This window comes from Lelliottia sp. SL45 (genome assembly GCF_026672535.1).
Classification (GTDB): domain Bacteria; phylum Pseudomonadota; class Gammaproteobacteria; order Enterobacterales; family Enterobacteriaceae; genus Enterobacter; species Enterobacter nimipressuralis.
This window is the reverse complement of record NZ_JAPPRH010000003.1, coordinates 557,553-576,087: the sequence shown is the minus strand read 5'-3', so window position 1 is coordinate 576,087 and position 18,535 is coordinate 557,553. Positions and strand designations below refer to the sequence as shown.

The 18,535-nt window shown below is 56.8% G+C and carries 13 protein-coding genes; 8 read left to right on the top strand and 5 right to left on the bottom strand.

The features are described 5' to 3' along the window. Positions 1 to 144 precede the first annotated feature (144 nt). Together amiA and hemF are read left to right on the top strand one after the other, a co-directional pair. Positions 145 to 1,020, top strand: a complete 876-nt coding sequence (gene amiA / locus OVA10_RS08640; RefSeq protein WP_102104949.1) for an N-acetylmuramoyl-L-alanine amidase AmiA — start codon at positions 145 to 147, stop codon at positions 1,018 to 1,020. Continuing rightward, entirely contained in the window at positions 1,017 to 1,916 is a 900-nt protein-coding gene (hemF, locus tag OVA10_RS08635; RefSeq protein ID WP_100779365.1) for an oxygen-dependent coproporphyrinogen oxidase, read from the top strand. Before amiA ends, hemF begins: the two co-directional genes overlap by 4 nt. Before the next feature lie 27 nt (positions 1,917 to 1,943). Here hemF and maeB read toward each other — a convergent pair whose 3' ends face one another. Next, the gene (gene maeB / locus OVA10_RS08630; protein ID WP_102104951.1) at positions 1,944 to 4,223 is read right to left on the bottom strand and encodes an NADP-dependent oxaloacetate-decarboxylating malate dehydrogenase; all 2,280 of its coding nucleotides are present in this window, start codon (positions 4,221 to 4,223) and stop codon (positions 1,944 to 1,946) included. A 292-nt stretch (positions 4,224 to 4,515) separates the two neighbouring features. On the opposite strand from maeB, the gene tal reads away from it, so the two are divergent. Both tal and tkt read left to right on the top strand, forming a co-directional pair. Then, positions 4,516 to 5,466 carry a transaldolase gene (tal, locus tag OVA10_RS08625; protein ID WP_100779362.1) on the top strand — a complete coding sequence of 317 codons (951 nt, stop codon included), beginning with the start codon at positions 4,516 to 4,518 and terminating at the stop codon, positions 5,464 to 5,466. A gap of 19 nt (positions 5,467 to 5,485) precedes the next feature. Further along, a complete protein-coding gene (gene tkt, locus OVA10_RS08620) occupies positions 5,486 to 7,474 on the top strand; it encodes a transketolase (RefSeq protein WP_268195782.1) in 1,989 nt (662 codons plus the stop codon). Between the two features lie 33 nt (positions 7,475 to 7,507). Here the strand turns inward: tkt and OVA10_RS08615 are convergent, their stop codons facing one another. The 3 genes from OVA10_RS08615 to aegA form a co-directional block, all read right to left on the bottom strand. Beyond that, entirely contained in the window at positions 7,508 to 8,551 is a 1,044-nt protein-coding gene (locus OVA10_RS08615; protein ID WP_102104953.1) for a DUF1176 domain-containing protein, read from the bottom strand. A gap of 124 nt (positions 8,552 to 8,675) precedes the next feature. Further along, the gene (gene nudK / locus OVA10_RS08610; protein ID WP_181826641.1) at positions 8,676 to 9,248 is read right to left on the bottom strand and encodes a GDP-mannose pyrophosphatase NudK; all 573 of its coding nucleotides are present in this window, start codon (positions 9,246 to 9,248) and stop codon (positions 8,676 to 8,678) included. 65 nt (positions 9,249 to 9,313) lie between these two features. Next, a complete protein-coding gene (gene aegA, locus OVA10_RS08605; RefSeq protein WP_268195781.1) occupies positions 9,314 to 11,290 on the bottom strand; it encodes a formate-dependent uric acid utilization protein AegA in 1,977 nt (658 codons plus the stop codon). Positions 11,291 to 11,468: 178 nt separating this feature from the next. Between aegA and narQ the strand changes: the two genes are divergently transcribed. Further along, positions 11,469 to 13,160: a nitrate/nitrite two-component system sensor histidine kinase NarQ gene (narQ, locus tag OVA10_RS08600; protein ID WP_268195780.1), complete on the top strand. Its 1,692-nt coding sequence runs from the start codon at positions 11,469 to 11,471 to the stop codon at positions 13,158 to 13,160. Positions 13,161 to 13,359: 199 nt separating this feature from the next. Next, a complete protein-coding gene (gene acrD / locus OVA10_RS08595; protein ID WP_100779356.1) occupies positions 13,360 to 16,473 on the top strand; it encodes a multidrug efflux RND transporter permease AcrD in 3,114 nt (1,037 codons plus the stop codon). A 114-nt stretch (positions 16,474 to 16,587) separates the two neighbouring features. Here the strand turns inward: acrD and ypfM are convergent, their stop codons facing one another. Continuing rightward, complete coding sequence (gene ypfM / locus OVA10_RS08590) at positions 16,588 to 16,647, bottom strand: protein YpfM (protein ID WP_100780840.1); 60 nt, start codon at positions 16,645 to 16,647, stop codon at positions 16,588 to 16,590. A 389-nt stretch (positions 16,648 to 17,036) separates the two neighbouring features. On the opposite strand from ypfM, the gene OVA10_RS08585 reads away from it, so the two are divergent. Further along, positions 17,037 to 17,384 carry an ArsC family reductase gene (locus tag OVA10_RS08585; RefSeq protein WP_107703145.1) on the top strand — a complete coding sequence of 116 codons (348 nt, stop codon included), beginning with the start codon at positions 17,037 to 17,039 and terminating at the stop codon, positions 17,382 to 17,384. 10 nt (positions 17,385 to 17,394) lie between these two features. Beyond that, entirely contained in the window at positions 17,395 to 18,522 is a 1,128-nt protein-coding gene (dapE, locus tag OVA10_RS08580) for a succinyl-diaminopimelate desuccinylase (RefSeq protein ID WP_107703144.1), read from the top strand. Positions 18,523 to 18,535 lie beyond the last annotated feature (13 nt).

Sequence of the window (18,535 nt, the reverse complement as noted above, 5' to 3'; positions counted from 1 at the left end):
CGAAAAATGTGCGAAAATTTGGCATAATGTCACTCTGTCACGTATTGAAATGAAAAGTAAAACAATTCTCAACAAGGACTGTCGTCACGCTAAACGCGATACGATATAACACCAGGACCCCCAATTTTTTACAATTCAGGCCGCATGAGCACATTCAAACCTTTAAAAACACTCACATCGCGTCGTCAGGTTCTCAAAGCGGGGCTGGCGGCCTTGACGTTAACAGGCATCGCACAGGCACAGGCTAAAGACGATAGCACCCTGAAAACCAGCAATGGACACAGTAAGCCCAAGGTAAAAAAAGCCGGGGCAAAACGGGTGGTGATGCTCGATCCGGGACACGGCGGAATCGACACCGGCGCAATTGGTCGCAACGGCTCGAAAGAGAAACATGTGGTGCTGGCGATCGCCAAAAACGTGCGCTCGATTCTGCGCAGTAACGGCATTGACGCGCGTCTGACGCGCAGCGGCGATACCTTTATCCCGCTGTATGACCGCGTAGAGATCGCCCACCAGCACGGCGCGGATCTGTTTATGTCGATTCACGCCGATGGATTTACCAACCCGAGCGCCGCGGGTGCGTCGGTGTTTGCCCTCTCCAACCGCGGTGCGAGTAGCGCCATGGCGAAATACTTATCCGATCGCGAGAACCGCGCGGATGAAGTGGCGGGCAAAAAAACCACCGATAAAGACCATCTCCTGCAGCAGGTATTGTTCGATCTGGTTCAGACCGACACCATCAAAAACAGCCTGACGCTCGGGTCGCATATTCTAAAGAAGATCAAACCGGTGCATCGCCTGCACAGTAAAGGCACGGAACAGGCGGCGTTTGTGGTACTGAAATCACCGTCAATTCCGTCCGTGCTGGTCGAGACATCGTTCATCACGAACCCGGAAGAAGAGCGTCTGCTCGGCACCACCGCGTTTCGCCAGAAGATCGCCAACGCCATCGCCTCCGGAGTGATCAGTTACTTCAACTGGTTTGATAATCAAAAAGCGCATTCGACGAGACGTAAATGAAACCGAACTCTCAGCAGGTCAAAGCGTTTCTGCTGCAACTGCAGGATCAGATTTGCCAGAAACTGGCCGCCGTCGACGGGGGCGAATTTCAGGAAGACAACTGGCAGCGCGAGGCTGGCGGCGGCGGGCGCAGCCGCGTGCTGCGTAACGGCGGCGTGTTTGAGCAGGCAGGCGTTAACTTCTCTCACGTTCACGGTGACGCCATGCCGGCCTCAGCCACCGCGCATCGCCCGGAGCTGGCCGGACGCAGTTTTGAAGCCATGGGCGTCTCATTGGTCGTTCATCCGCACAGCCCGTTTGTGCCCACCAGCCACGCCAACGTGCGCTTTTTCATCGCCGAGAAACCGGGTGCCGATCCGGTGTGGTGGTTTGGCGGCGGCTTCGATTTAACGCCCTACTACGGCTTTGAAGAGGACGCCGTTCACTGGCACCGCACCGCGCGTGATATTTGTCAGCCCTTTGGCGAAGAGGTTTATCCGAAGTACAAGAAGTGGTGCGACGACTATTTCTATCTCAAGCACCGGAACGAACAGCGCGGGATTGGCGGATTATTCTTCGACGATTTGAATGCGCCCGATTTTGATACGGCGTTCAGCTTTATGCAGGCGGTTGGCGAAGGCTATACGGACGCCTACCTGCCGATTGTCGAACGGCGCAAAGGGACGGATTACGGCGTGCGCGAGCGTGAGTTCCAGCTTTATCGTCGCGGGCGTTACGTGGAGTTCAACCTGGTGTGGGATCGCGGCACGCTGTTTGGACTACAAACCGGCGGGCGCACGGAGTCGATTCTGATGTCGATGCCGCCGCTGGTGCGCTGGGAGTATAATTTCGAGCCAAAAGAAGGCAGCCCGGAGGCTGCCTTGAGTGAGTTTCTGAAAGTCCGCGAGTGGGTTTAATACCCGACAGCACAGACCACGTCGCGCTTACAGCGGCTGCGTCTGTGCTTCGACCACCGCCAGCGCAACCATGTTGACGATACGACGCACGGACGCAATCTGCGTCAACACATGTACCGGTTTTGCGACGCCCATCAGTACCGGCCCCACGGTCACCCCTTCAGAACTGGAAACACGCAGCAGGTTATAGCTGATACGCGCCGCTTCCACGTTCGGCATAATCAGCACGTTCGCCGAGCCTTTCAGCGGGCTGTCCGGCATCCGCTCGTTACGGATACTCTCAACCAGCGCGGCATCGCCGTGCATCTCACCATCAATCATCAGCTCTGGCGCGCGTTCACGCACCAGCTCCAGCGTCTGGCGCATTTTGCAGGCCGCCGCGGATTTGGATGAACCAAAGTTAGAGTGCGACAGCAGCGCCACTTTCGGTTCGATACCAAAACGACGGACGGTTTCCGCCGCCATCACGGTGATTTCCGCCAGCTCTTCCGGCGTCGGATCGTCGTTGACGTAGGTGTCGGCAATAAAGGTGTTACCGCTTGGCAGCAGCAGCGCATTCATCGCCCCCGCCGTATGCACGCCGTCGCGATAGCCAAAGATCTCCTGCACCACGCTGAAGTGCTCGTGATAATCGCCAATCGTCCCGCAGATCAGGGCGTCAGCTTCGCCACGATGAACCATGATCGCACCGATCACCGTGGTGTTGCTGATCACCGCGCGCTGCGCCTGCTCCTGAGTGATCCCCCGGCGCTTCATAATGCTGTAGTACTCGCTCCAGTACTCTTTGAAGCGCGGATCCGATTCGTTGTTCACGATTTCAAAATCGACACCCGGTTTGATCTGCAGACCGAGTTTCTGAATGCGCATTTCGATCACGCTCGGACGACCAATCAGAATCGGTTTCGCCAGCCCTAAGGTGATCAGCTCCTGCGTCGCATGCAGCACACGCGCCTCTTCGCCTTCTGCCAGCACCACGCGCTTAGCGTCGGCGCGCGCCTGCGAGAAGATCGGCTTCATGAACAGGTTCGTTTTGTAGACAAACTCGGTCAGCTTATCGATATAAGCGTCGAAGTCCTCAATCGGGCGCGTCGCCACGCCGGAATCCATCGCCGCTTTGGCAACGGCCGGGGCGATTTTGACGATTAAACGCGGGTCGAACGGTTTCGGAATGATGTAGTCCGGGCCGAAGCTCAGATCCTGATCGCCATACGCCGAGGCCACCACTTCGCTCTGCTCCGCATGGGCCAGCTCCGCAATCGCATGGACAGCCGCGAGCTTCATCTCTTCGTTAATCGCCGTGGCACCCACGTCCAGCGCACCGCGGAAGATGAACGGGAAGCACAGCACGTTGTTGACCTGGTTTGGATAGTCGGAACGGCCAGTACAGATAATGGCGTCTTCACGCACGGATTTCGCCAGCGGCGGCAGGATTTCCGGCTCCGGGTTTGCCAGCGCCAGGATCATAGGCGCACGCGCCATTTTCGTGACCATTTCCGGGGTCAGCACTTTCGGGCCAGAGCAGCCGAGGAAGATATCCGCCCCTTCAATTACATCGTCCAGCGTGCGTTTGCCGTCATCCACCACCGCGTAGGCGGCTTTGGTTTCCGCCATGTTCGGCTCGCGATCTTTATAGATAACGCCTTTCGAATCACAGACCACGATGTTATGTTTCTGCATGCCCAGCGCCACCAGCAGGTTCATACAGGCAATCGCTGCCGCACCCGCGCCGGAAACGACCATGCGCACATCGGAGAGATTTTTCTCGACCACGCGCAGTCCGTTCAAAATGGCCGCCGTACTAATGATCGCCGTACCGTGCTGGTCATCGTGGAACACGGGAATGTTCATACGTTCACGCAGTTTCTGCTCAATGTAGAAACATTCCGGCGCTTTGATGTCTTCAAGGTTGATGCCGCCAAAGGTAGGCTCCAGCGCGGCCACAACGTTAATAAATTTGTCCGGGTCCAGCTCATCCACTTCAATATCAAACACGTCGATACCGGCGAATTTCTTGAACAGTACGCCCTTCCCTTCCATCACCGGCTTACCGGCCAGCGCCCCGATATTGCCCAGCCCGAGCACCGCGGTGCCGTTGGAAATGACCGCCACCAGGTTGCCGCGAGCGGTGTATTTGTAGGCCGCTAACGGATCTTTTTCGATCTCAAGGCAAGGCGCGGCAACGCCGGGTGAATAGGCCAGCGCCAGATCGCGCTGCGTGGCGAGTGGCTTAGTGGGGGAAACCTGGATTTTGCCCGGTACAGGGAATTGATGAAAATCGAGGGCACTCTGTCTTAACTGATCATCCATCTTATTGTTCCTTTCACGTATCGATCAAAAAGGGTGGCGTACTCACGTTCCTGATGCTCACCCTGGAGTGGCGCATAGTATCGCCCCTGCAGACGGTTCAAACTTTGAAGGCAGCCAAACTCTCACCATCGCAGGGCAAAATTTGTTATCAATTTATAACAACCATGTTACCCACTCCCGAAAGCAATGCCTCCCCCGTCTGCTATGCTTTTTTGTTAAGTACGTCATGTATTTCGCAGAAGTGTGAACGAACGCACTCGCTTAACTCTGTTATTTCTAAGGAGTCATTTCCATGAATCAATTAGACGGCATCAAACAATTCACCACGGTTGTCGCCGACAGCGGCGATATCGAGTCCATCCGCCACTATCAACCGGAAGATGCGACCACCAACCCGTCACTGCTGCTGAAGGCGGCCGGCCTTGCGCACTTCAGCCACCTGATCGATGACGCCATCGACTACGGCAAACAGCGCGGCAAAACTCAGGAGCAGAAAGTGGCGGAGGCCAGCGACAAACTGGCGGTCAATATCGGTGCGGAAATTCTGAAAAGCATCCCGGGACGCGTCTCGACGGAAGTGGACGCACGCCTGTCATTTGACAAAGAAAAGAGCATCGCCAAAGCGCGCCGCCTGGTGGAGCTGTACCAGGAGCAGGATATCGATAAATCGCGCATTCTGATTAAGCTCGCCTCCACCTGGGAGGGCATACGCGCCGCCGAAGTGCTGGAAAAAGAGGGGATCAACTGCAACCTGACGCTGCTGTTCTCCTTTGCCCAGGCACGTGCCTGCGCCGAAGCGGGCGTGTTCCTCGTCTCGCCGTTTGTTGGCCGTATATACGACTGGTATCAGGCGAAACAGCCGATGGACCCGTACGTGGTGGAAGAAGATCCGGGCGTGAAATCGGTGCGTAATATCTACGATTACTTCAAACAGCACCGCTATGAAACCATCGTGATGGGGGCCAGCTTCCGTCGCACCGAGCAGATCCTGGCGCTGGCAGGCTGCGACCGCCTGACCATCTCCCCTAATCTGCTGAAAGATCTGCAGGAAAAAGAAGAACCGGTGGTGCGTAAGCTCATCCCGACCTCAACCGTCCTGCCAAAACCGAAGCCGCTCACCGAAGCTGAGTTCCGCTGGGAACATAATCAGGACGCGATGGCCGTGGATAAACTGGCCGAAGGCATCCGCCTTTTCGCCGTTGACCAGCGCAAACTGGAAGATCTTCTCGCCGCCAAACTTTAATCATGCCATGGAGTGAATTATGTCCCGTAAAGAGCTAGCCAATGCCATTCGCGCCCTCAGCATGGATGCGGTACAAAAAGCCAATTCTGGCCACCCCGGCGCGCCGATGGGCATGGCCGATATCGCCGAAGTGCTGTGGAATGACTTCCTGAAACACAACCCGACGGACCCAACCTGGTATGACCGCGACCGCTTTATTCTCTCTAACGGTCACGCCTCGATGCTGTTGTATAGCCTGCTGCACCTTTCCGGCTACGACCTGCCGCTCGAAGAGCTGAAAAACTTCCGTCAGCTGCACTCTAAAACGCCGGGCCACCCGGAGCTGGGCTATACGCCGGGCGTGGAAACCACCACCGGTCCCCTCGGCCAGGGGCTGGCGAACGCCGTCGGGCTGGCGATTGCCGAACGTACGCTGGGCGCGCAGTTCAACCAGCCGGATCATGAGATTGTCGATCACTTCACCTACGTATTTATGGGCGACGGCTGTCTGATGGAGGGGATTTCCCACGAGGTCTGCTCGCTGGCGGGGACGCTTGGACTTGGCAAACTGATCGGTTTTTACGATCACAACGGCATTTCCATCGACGGAGAGACCGAAGGCTGGTTCACCGACGATACGGCAAAACGCTTCGAGGCCTATCACTGGCATGTGGTGCATGAAATTGACGGCCACGACCCGGAAGCAATCAAGAAAGCGATTCTTGAAGCCCAGAGCGTGAAGGACAAACCGTCGCTGATTATCTGCCGTACGGTGATTGGCTTCGGTTCCCCTAACAAAGCGGGCAAAGAGGAGGCGCACGGCGCGGCGCTGGGTGAAGAGGAAGTGGCGCTGACGCGGCAGAAACTGGGCTGGAAGTACCCGGCCTTTGAGATCCCGAAAGAGATTTACAAAGCCTGGGACGCACGCGAGGACGGCGAAAAAGCCCAGCAGGCGTGGAATGAAAAATTCAGCGCTTACAAAAATGCGCATCCTGATTTGGCGGCTGAGTTCTCACGACGCATGAGCGGCGGCCTGCCGGACGAGTGGGAAGCGAAAACTCAGGCGCTGATTGACGATCTCCAGGCCAATCCGGCGAAAATCGCCACCCGTAAAGCGTCGCAAAATACCCTTAACGTCATCGGCCCGATCCTGCCGGAGCTGCTGGGCGGCTCGGCGGACTTGGCCCCAAGTAACCTGACGATCTGGTCCGGCTCGACCTCCCTGAAAGAGGATATCTCCGGAAACTATATCCACTACGGCGTGCGCGAGTTCGGGATGACGGCCATCGCGAATGGTATCGCCCATCACGGCGGATTTGTCCCTTACACCGCCACCTTCCTGATGTTTGTTGAGTATGCCCGTAACGCGGCGCGTATGGCGGCGCTGATGAAAGCGCGGCAGATTATGGTCTACACCCACGACTCCATCGGACTGGGGGAAGACGGCCCGACGCACCAGGCGGTTGAACAGCTCGCCAGCCTGCGCCTGACGCCAAACTTCAGCACCTGGCGGCCTTGCGATCAGGTCGAAGCGGCTGTCGGCTGGAAGCTGGCGGTTGAGCGCCACACCGGGCCGACGGCGCTGATCCTGTCGCGTCAGAATCTGGCGCAGATCGAGCGTACGCCGGAGCAGGTAAAAAATATCGCCCGTGGGGGTTACATCCTGAAAGACAGCGGCGGTAAGCCGGATGTGATTTTGATTGCGACAGGTTCGGAAATTGAAATCACGGTGAAAGCGGCGGAGAAGCTTACCGCCGAAGGACACGCCGTTCGCGTGGTGTCTCTGCCTTCGACGGATATTTTTGATGCGCAGGATGAGGCCTACCGGGAATCCGTGCTCCCTTCAAACGTCGCCGCGCGCGTGGCCGTGGAGGCGGGGATTGCCGACTACTGGTACAAATATGTCGGCCTGAAAGGGGCTATCGTCGGGATGACGGGGTACGGTGAATCGGCACCGGCGGATAAGCTGTTCCCGTACTTTGGCTTTACGGTTGAGAACGTGGTCGAGAAGGCGCTCGGCGTGCTGTAGTTCGCGCTTAAGTGCGTGATCGTATCGAGCAGGTTAGCGCGTAATCCACAACGTGGGCCAGGCATCTGGCCCATGCCAGTTATCGCAGCTCGGCTCTTCGGCATACCGCACCAGACGAAAACGCTGGCCGTCAAAACGCCAGCGGGTCTGGATACCGCAGTCGCCCATGCCACGCCCTAACGCCAGGGTCGTCAGTTCACGCGTTTTCTCATCAAAGCGGGCATTCATCAGCTCCATCTCGCTGCTCTCGCTCGACGAGACAAACGGCAGGCGCAGCCGCACGGTTCGGGCGGCAAACGGCTTTTTACGCGACACCAGCCACGCCAGATCCACCGTGTTGTAGGCCCCCGCTTCGCAGCTTATCATCAGCAACGCTTTGTCATCCGTTAAGGCCATCACCCGCACTTCGCGACGGTTAGGGTCGAGCGAACACTGGCTGTTGTTCATGCGCCAGCTGCCGTAATCCAGCAGATCGTTCAGCTCTTCATGCGTCAGGGGCGTCGGCGTCGGATTGACCACCGCGACCTCTTTCAGCGCCGGAGCCGGTGGCACGCTCAGCGGCGGTTCGTCGCCCTTTTTAATCCACGCAGTTTCGCTTCCCACACGCTTTTGCTGGGAATCAATAAACAGTAATGCCGCCTTCAGCCCGGCCAGAGAGACGATCTGTTTTCCACCTTTGAGCGTCAGCGCCTCCCCCTCCTGAATGGTTTTCAGAAACGCGGCGATAGTCGCAGTATCATCGGTCACCAGATGCCACGGCGACAGCTTCCAGCGCTGCGCATCCAGCGACAGCGGCGCACCGTCCAGCAGCAGGCGCGGCGCGATGGGCGCCTCTTTCACCGGCGACGTTTCCAGCCCACCCAGATCAATCCGCAGATTGGCATCCGTTTTGGCCCCCGCGCTGCGGCTTAGCGTCATCACCAGCCCCTGATGCTCACCGGTATTGCGCGCGACGCAAAAGTTCTGGTTGTTGCAGGTGACCTGCCAGTCAGAAAACGACTGCTGTGCAGGCGCCGCCCAAACCAGTGGCAGAGGCAGTATGCTGAGGAGTAAAAAAAGAAGAATGCTGTGACGCATGGAAGGCACAATCCCGGAAGCAGAAACTCGAAAACTGGCTGTATCTTCGTGTTCTGTCCGGGGTTGCTCAATCGGATTTATCGGATAGATTTATCTGGATTATGATTTAGCGATAGTTTATTAATCAAGACATTAGGCCAGACAGCTGTAAATACTGGAGCAGTATCAACGCCTTACCATCGCGAATTTCACCGTTTTTTACCATTTCCAGCGCCTGCGTATAAGGAATTTCCAGCACGTCGATGGCTTCGTCCTCAACGCCGCCGCCCGCGTTGCTGCGCTGTGCGTCGGTGTATTCGGCAATAAAGAAGTGGATAAGCTCCGTCACGCCGCCGGGGGACATGTACAGCTCAAACAGCTTCGTGACGTCTCCCACTTCAAAGCCCGTCTCTTCGATGGCTTCCTTGCGGATACAGACTTCGGGTTCGTCGTTATCCAGCAGCCCGGCGCAGGTTTCAATCAGGCGTCCGTCCGGGTTGCCATTCACCCAGGTCGCGATGCGGAACTGGCGGATCAGCACGACGGTTTGCTTTTCACGACTGTATAACAGGATGGTGGCACCGTTGCCGCGATCGTAGACTTCGCGCTTGTGGCGGACCACTTCACCGTGGTGAGTTAAATCGTAGGTAATGTTGCGCAGGACAAAATAATTTTCTGAGAGGATTTTATCTTTGATGATCTCAATTTTCAGGCTCATACGGGCTCCAGGACGTAATGAGTGATTCATAGTACGCCGAGAAGCCCGCTTTGTCGCCCCGCTGATTAGTGGGAGTTTGGCCGTCTGATTTGCAGCCAGTCCATCATCCCTTGTGCGGCGTGACGCCCTTCGGCCATTGCCGTAACCACCAGATCAGCACCGCGCACCGCGTCACCGCCGGCAAAAATCTGCGGATGGCTGGTCTGGTAGCGATAGGGACTGTCCACGCTCGCCACGATACGCCCCCAGTCGTCGACGTTCACCCCCTGCGCCTGTAGCCATGGCATCGAGTGCGGGTTAAAGCCAAACGCCATGATTACCGCATCAGCAGGCATCACAAACTCGCTCCCCTCGACAGGCACCGGACGCCGCCGCCCCTGCGCATCCGGTTCACCAAGCCGGGTGCGCAGCAGGCGAATGCCGTTCACCTTGCCCGACGCATCCAGAACCAGTTCGACGGGCTGCACGTTGAATTCAAAGTGCGCCCCCTCCTCTTTGGCGTTCTTGACCTCTTTTTTCGAGCCAGGCATGTTGGCCTCATCCCGACGATAGGCGCAGGTTACTTTTGCCGCCTGATGGCGCAGCGCGGTGCGCACGCAGTCCATCGCCGTATCCCCGCCGCCGAGTACCACCACGTTTAATCCGGTGACATCGATAAAGGGTTCGGACGCTGAGGGTGCCAGCCCCATCAGATGGCGGGTATTCGCCACCAGGAAAGGCAAAGCGTCGTACACCCCCGGCGCATCTTCGTGCGGAATGCCCGCTTTCATCGAGCGATAGGTGCCCACGCCGATAAACACCGCGTCGTATTGGCCGAGCAGCTGAGACATCGGCAGGTCTTTACCCACTTCACAGTTGAGTTCGAACTGTATTCCCATGGCGGTGAAAATCTCCCGTCGCCGTGCCAGCAGGGATTTATCCAGTTTGAACGCCGGAATACCAAAGGTGAGTAATCCGCCGATCTCCGGGTGCCGGTCATAGACCGTGACGCTCACGCCGTGGCGGACCAGCATGTCGGCACAGGCCAGCCCCGCCGGGCCTGCGCCAACAATCGCAATACGCTTATCGACAGGCGCGACGCCGGTCAAATCGGGCCGCCAGCCTGCCGCCAGCGCCTGGTCAGAGATGTAGCGTTCGATATTGCCAATAGTTACCGCGCCCGATTCATCGCGTACCGTGCAGGCCCCTTCGCACAACCGGTCCTGTGGACAGACGCGTCCGGTGATTTCTGGTAAACAGTTGGTCTGATGGGACAGTTCCACCGCCGCGTCGATATCCCCGGCTTTTACGCGCTCGATCCACTGCGGAATGTGGTTGTGCAGCGGACAGGTCCATTCGCAGATGGAGTGCTCTCCGCATTTCAGGCAGCGTGCCGCCTCGCGGTGCGCCTGCTCTGCGCGAAACGGCAGATAGATTTCATCGAAATTGTCTGCACGCGCCTGCGGGCTGAGCTTATCCGGCTCGCCGCGCGCCGTGAGGGCCTGCATTTGCTGGATTTTGGTGTGCGGTGACGCAACCGGCGTTGCCTCGCTGTGCCACGGCTGAGCCTCCTGGCAGGCAGCGCGCAAACGGCGGGCTTTCGCCAGACGATGCAGCACGTCTGGCGTCACCAGCGTCAGGGCATCTGCCGGACAATTCTCCACGCACGCCGGGCCCTGCGGCCTGTCGTGGCACAAATCGCATTTGTGCGCCGTGGCTTTGACCTGTCCGTCGGACACGGGTGTGACTACGATCTCCATCGTGCCAAACGGACAGGCGACCACACAGGCTTTGCAACCAATGCATTTTTGCTGATTCACCTGTACGCTGTCGTGGCTTTTAGCAATCGCCCCATTGGGGCAGCTTTGCGCGCAGGGGGCGTTTTCGCAGTGATGACAAGTGACCGCGCTGCGCCGTTTACCCTCTTTCAGCACCGTAATGCGCGGGATAAACTGGCGCTGGCTTAAAACATGTTGTTCATGATTGTGCGCCATCACGCAGGCGACTTCGCAGGCGTGACAGCCAATACATTGCAGGTTATCGGCCATAATAAAACGATTCATAAAGGCACCTGTTCTGGTAGCATTAACCCTATTTTTTATAAGAATATTGACGACCCCGATAGTCCCAGGCAATGGTCATTTGCCCAAGTTATGGGACTAATGACGACATCCCTGCGGCAGATCAATTTATTTCATCGCAGGTGAAATTGCGTTTCAGTTACATTCAGGAAGCCGAGTTGTGATCGTTAAACGTCCTGTATCAGGAAGCCTGGCCCGGGCTTTCATCTCCATTATTTTGCTCTCCGTTCTGACCAGCGGCATTGCGTTGATGACGCTTGCCAGCAGTCTGCGCGATGCCGAAGCCATTAATATTGCAGGCTCTTTACGCATGCAGAGTTACCGGCTCGGCTACGATCTGGAGCGCAACAGCGCTGATTTTTCCGCCCACCGTCTCCACTGGCAAAACACCCTGAACTTGCCCGTCCTGCAAGAGCTCGATCGCTGGTATGTACCGGCGTCGGTGAAAACGGGATATCAGCAGCTGCAGCTGGCGTGGGCCGAGATGGACAGCCATCTCGAAGCGGGAGATAAAACCTGGTATCAGGACCATATTCAGCAATATGTGGAGCGTATAGACACCTTCGTGCTGGCTCTTCAGCACTATGCAGAACATAAAATGCAGCTGGTGGTCGCCATTTCCCTGGCGGGCGGCGTGGGGATTTTGCTGCTGGTGGTAATGACCCTGCGCGGGATCCGCCGGGAGGTGGTCGCACCGCTCAATCATCTGGTGTTCGCCAGCCAGAAAATGGAACAGGGGAATTTCGACTTTCAGGCCGAGGACACGCACCTGCCCAACGAGCTGGGGCTGCTCTCGCGCACCTTCAACCATATGTCCGCCGAGCTACATAAACACTATCGCTCGCTGGAAATTACCGTCGAAGAGAAGACCCGTCATCTGAACGAAGCCCACCAGCAGCTCGAAATGCTGTTCAAGTGCTCTCAGGCGCTGAATACCAGCCAGATAGACCCCCATAGTTTCCGCCATATCATCCAGATGGTTCAGGAATATACGGGAATGAGCTATCTGGAACTGCAGGCCAGCGACAACTGGCAGCTGTGTGAAGGGGTGAAAAAAGCGGAACAGCAGACCTTCACCCTGCCGGTGGTTATGCAGGAGACGCGCTTCGGTGAGCTGCGCTGGCAGAGCGAGAACATCGTGCCGGAGCCGCTGATGAAAAACGTGGCGACGATGCTTGGGCGCGGGCTCTATTTCAATCAGGCGCAAAAGCATTTCCAGCAGTTGCTGCTGATGGAAGAGCGCGCCACCATTGCCCGCGAATTGCACGACTCGCTGGCGCAGGTGCTCTCCTACCTGCGCATTCAGCTGGCGCTGCTCAAGCGTGCGGTGCCGGACGATAACGTCCCGGCGCAGACCATCATCACCGACTTCTCGCGCGAGCTGAACAACGCCTGGCGCCAGCTCCGCGAGCTGTTGACCACCTTCCGCCTGACGCTGAACCACTCCAATCTTCCCGCGGCTTTGCAGGAGGCACTCGAAGGGCTGCAAAGCCAGACCAGTGCGAAACTGGAGCTGGACTGTCGTCTCTCGTCCCTGGCGCTGGATGCGCAAAAGCAGGTTCATCTGCTGCAGATCGTGCGTGAAGCGGTGCTGAACGCCATCAAACATGCCGACGCGACGGTGATTACGGTCAGTTGCGTGACCACACCGGATGGCGAGCACACGGTCTATATTCGGGATAATGGCATTGGGATCGGCGACGCCAGCGAACCGCCTGGGCATTACGGCCTGAACATTATGCGCGAACGTGCGGAGCGACTGGGCGGCACGCTCGGCTTCTCGCAGCCGCAAAATGGCGGGACGCAGGTGTGTATTCGTTTTCGCACGCCGGAACCTGAAGCGGGTAAATAACGGTAAATTGCCGGAAACCGTCATGCCGATGCGACGCCACCAGGTAATAATCGACAGGGCGGAAAGTTAACAAGGCGCTGTAAATGCGCATGATAATTTACACTATCTCCTTTTTTTCTCCACGTTTGGCATCCGCCTTGCCGCTAGAGTTAAGCGGGCAATAAACAATAACGATGCAAGCTTACGAGGTCTTACTTTAATGGCGAATTTTTTCATTGATCGCCCCATTTTTGCCTGGGTGCTGGCAATTATTTTATGTCTGACGGGCACTCTCGCTATTTTGTCTTTACCTGTGGAGCAATACCCCGACCTGGCTCCGCCGAACGTGCGTATTACCGCGAACTACCCGGGCGCATCGGCGCAAACGCTGGAAAATACGGTCACTCAGGTGATTGAACAGAACATGACCGGGCTGGATAACCTGATGTACATGTCGTCCCAGAGCAGCGCGACTGGCCAGGCGACGGTGACGTTAAGCTTTACCGCCGGTTCCGATCCCGATGAAGCGGTGCAGCAGGTGCAAAACCAGCTGCAGTCGGCGATGCGTAAGCTGCCGCAGGCGGTGCAGAACCAGGGCGTGACGGTGCGTAAAACCGGGGATTCCAACATCCTGACCATCGCCTTCGTGTCGACCGACGGCTCGATGGATAAGCAGGATATCTCGGACTACGTTGCCAGTAATATTCAGGACCCCTTAAGCCGTATCAACGGCGTCGGCGATATCGACGCCTATGGCTCACAGTATTCCATGCGCATCTGGCTGGACCCGGCGAAGCTGAACAGCGTGCAGATGACCGCCACCGATGTGACTAACGCCATCAAATCCCAGAACGCGCAAATCGCCGTCGGGCAACTGGGCGGTACGCCGTCGGTGGATAAACAGGCGCTGAACGCCACCATCAACTCGCAATCCCTGCTCCAGACGCCGCAGCAGTTCCGCGATATCACCCTGCGCGTGAATCAGGACGGTTCCGAAGTGCGGCTCGGCGACGTCGCCACCGTCGAAATGGGCGCCGAAAAGTACGACTACCTGAGCCGGTTTAACGGCAATCAGGCGTCGGGTATCGGGGTAAAACTGGCCTCCGGCGCGAACGAAATGGCGACCGCGAAGCTGGTCATCGACCGCCTGGATGAGCTGTCCCAGTATTTCCCGCATGGGCTGGAATACAAAGTTGCCTATGAAACCACCTCCTTCGTAAAAGCCTCGATTGAGGACGTGGTGAAAACGCTGCTCGAAGCCATCGCACTGGTGTTCCTCGTGATGTACCTGTTCCTGCAAAACTTCCGCGCCACGCTCATCCCGACCATCGCCGTTCCCGTCGTGCTGCTCGGCACCTTTGCCGTGCTCTATGCCTTTGGTTACAGCATCAACACCCTGACCATGTTTGCGATGGTGCTGGCGATCGGCCTGCTGGTGGACGATGCCATCGTGGTGGTGGAGAACGTCGAGCGCATCATGAGCGAAGAGGGGCTGTCGCCGCGGGAAGCGACGCGCAAATCGATGGGACAAATTCAGGGGGCACTGGTCGGCATCGCGATGGTGCTCTCCGCTGTCTTTGTGCCGATGGCCTTCTTTGGCGGCACCACTGGCGCAATTTACCGCCAGTTCTCGATAACAATCGTCTCGGCGATGGTGCTGTCAGTGCTGGTGGCGATGATCCTGACCCCTGCCCTCTGCGCAACTTTGCTCAAGCCGTTACACAAGGGGGAACAGCACGGGCAAAAAGGGTTCTTCGGCTGGTTTAACCGGATGTTCAACCGCAATGCAGCGCGATACGAAGCGGGCGTGGGGAAAATCCTGCACCGTAGCCTGCGCTGGATGCTGATTTACGTTCTGCTGCTCGGCGGGATGGTCTTCTTATTCCTGCGCCTGCCAACCTCGTTCCTGCCGCTGGAAGATCGGGGAATGTTTATTACCTCTGTGCAGCTCCCGAGCGGGGCCACCCAGCAGCAGACCCTGAAGGTGGTTGAGAACGTCGAATCCTATTTCTTCACCAAAGAGAAAGACAATATTGTGTCGGTGTTCTCCACGGTCGGTTCCGGCCCCGGCGGGAACGGGCAGAACGTCGCCCGTATGTTCGTGCGCCTGAAAAACTGGGACGAGCGCGACAGCACGACCGGCTCCTCTTTCGCCATTATCGAGCGTGCCACCAAAGCCTTTAGCCACATCAAAGAGGCGCGCGTTTTCGCCAGCAGCCCGGCGGCAATCAGCGGCCTCGGCAGTTCGGCTGGCTTTGATATGGAATTACAGGATCACGCCGGAGTCGGACACGATGCGCTGATGGCCGCGCGCGACCAGCTGCTCGAACTGGCGGGGAAAGATAAATCGCTTACCCGCGTGCGTCACAACGGTCTGGATGACAGCCCGCAGCTGCAGATTGATATCGATCAGCGCAAGGCGCAGGCGCTGGGCGTGTCTATTGATGATATCAACGACACGCTGCAAACCGCGTGGGGCTCCAGCTATGTGAACGACTTTATGGACCGGGGCCGCGTGAAGAAGGTCTACGTTCAGGCCGCCGCGCCGTATCGTATGCTGCCGGACGACATTAATCTCTGGTATGTGCGTAACAATTCCGGCGGCATGGTGCCCTTCTCCGCCTTTGCCACCTCCCACTGGGAGAGCGGCTCTCCACGACTTGAGCGTTACAACGGCTATTCGGCGCTCGAAATCGTCGGCGAAGCCGCGCCGGGCGTCAGTACCGGTACCGCAATGGACACCATGGAAAAACTGGTGCAGCAGCTACCGGCTGGTTTTGGCCTGGAGTGGACGGCCATGTCCTATCAGGAACGGCTGTCTGGCGCACAGGCCCCTGCCCTGTATGCCGTCTCACTGCTGGTCGTCTTCCTGTGTCTGGCCGCTCTGTATGAGAGCTGGTCGGTGCCGTTCTCGGTGATGCTGGTGGTACCGCTGGGTGTGATTGGCGCGCTGCTCGCCACCTGGATGCGAGGGCTTGAGAACGATGTCTACTTCCAGGTGGGGCTGTTAACGGTGATCGGCTTGTCGGCGAAGAACGCCATTCTGATCGTTGAGTTTGCCAATGAGATGAATTCGAAGGGCCACGATCTGCTGTCGTCTACGCTGCACGCCTGCCGTCAGCGTCTGCGCCCAATCCTGATGACCTCGCTGGCGTTCGTGTTTGGCGTCCTGCCGATGGCCACCAGTTCTGGCGCAGGTTCGAGCAGCCAGCACGCGGTCGGGACCGGCGTAATGGGGGGCATGATCTCCGCGACCATTCTCGCCATTTACTTCGTACCGCTGTTCTTTGTGCTGGTGCGCCAGCGCTTCCCGTTAAAAGAAAAGCCGGAGTAATCAGGCAATAAAAAAGGCGGCTTTGATAGCCGCCTTTTTAACGTGTGATTTGTTTGATACCTATCACATCATTTTTATAACTAAATTAAGTGCTCTTGCAGTTCTTCCTGAAGATCATTTACGAAGCATGTCTTCGATAAAATCTTTCCAGTTCCCCAGTTCACGTTCAATCATAACAACCTCTCTTATTATTATGCGTATTCTATGAGAATATATCGTCATTGTGAAGATAATTTAATCAATGGTTACGATTGTGTCCCCCGCTCCTGTGCTGGCCCTGAGACAAATATGGCGCGATTACCTTTAATTTTATGTGACCAATAGCAATATTTAGAAACAACCATGCGAGCGGGTGATAATCTTATTCTGGCCTGACTTTAAAAGAAATTTTACGCGGCTGGACTTTTATGCGTAAAAAATGAAACACTATTCAGCGAACAGTTGTACGTTGAATTAATCGGCATAGCAGAATTAACGGTAAGCTGAATGTGTTATATTTCTCTGAACAATATAAATTCGAAAAAATTGAACATTTGCTATTAATAAAGACAAAAGGATTCACGATGATTGTGATGTACGGCATTAAAAATTGCGACACCATCAAAAAAGCACGCCGCTTCCTTGAGGCAAACCACGTTGATTATCGCTTTCATGACTATCGCGCAGATGGCCTGGATGCGGAATTTCTGCATAGCGCCATCGCAGAACTGGGCTGGGAAGCGCTGCTGAATACCCGCGGGACCACCTGGCGAAAACTCGATGAATCAGTACGCAATACCATCACTGACGCCGACAGCGCAGCGAAATTAATGCTCGAAATGCCTGCGATCATCAAACGCCCATTGCTCTGTGCGCCTGGGCAGCCTATGCTGCTGGGTTTTAGTGAATCCAGTTATCAGACTTATATTTGAGGTGTAGTTTATGTCATGCCCGGTCATTGAGCTGACTCAGCAGCTTATTCGCCGTCCCTCCCTTAGCCCGGACGATGCAGGTTGTCAGGCATTAATGATTGAGCGCCTGCGCGCCATTGGTTTTACCGTTGAGCGTATGGATTTTGGCGACACCCAGAACTTCTGGGCATGGCGCGGCCAGGGCGAAACGCTGGCTTTTGCCGGACACACCGATATCGTCCCTGCGGGTGACGCCGATCGCTGGATCAATCCTCCTTTCGAACCCACCATCCGCGATGGCATGCTGTTTGGCCGCGGCGCTGCTGACATGAAAGGCTCGCTGGCTGCGATGGTCGTGGCCGCCGAACGCTTTGTCGCCCAGCACCCGAACCACAAAAATCGTCTCGCGTTTCTGATCACCTCCGACGAAGAAGCCAGCGCCAAAAATGGCACGGTGAAAGTGGTCGAAGCGCTGATGGAACGCCGCGAACGCCTGGATTATTGCCTGGTGGGCGAGCCGTCGAGCACGGAAGTGGTCGGTGACGTGGTGAAAAATGGCCGTCGCGGCTCACTGACCTGCAACCTGACCATCCACGGCGTGCAGGGCCACGTGGCCTACCCGCATCTCGCTGATAACCCGGTACATCGCGCGGCGCCAATGCTGAGCGAGCTGGTGGGGATCGAGTGGGATAAAGGCAATGAATTTTTCCCGCCGACCAGCATGCAGATCGCCAACGTTCAGGCGGGCACCGGCAGCAACAACGTTATTCCGGGCGATCTTTTCGTGCAGTTCAACTTCCGCTTTAGCACGGAACTGACCGACGAGATGATCAAATCCCGCGTGATTGCTCTGCTGGATAAATACGAACTGCGCTACACCCTGGACTGGTGGCTTTCCGGCCAACCGTTCCTGACCCAGCGCGGCAAGCTGGTGGATGCGGTGGTAAACGCTATCGCGCACTATAATGAGATCAAACCGCAGCTCCTGACGACCGGTGGCACTTCAGACGGACGCTTTATCGCCCGCATGGGTGCGCAGGTTGTCGAACTGGGCCCAGTAAACGCCACCATTCATAAAATCAATGAATGCGTGAACGCGGCTGATTTGCAGCTACTGGCTCGTATGTATCAACGTATTATGGAGCAACTCGTCGCCTGACGACTGCTCTGAG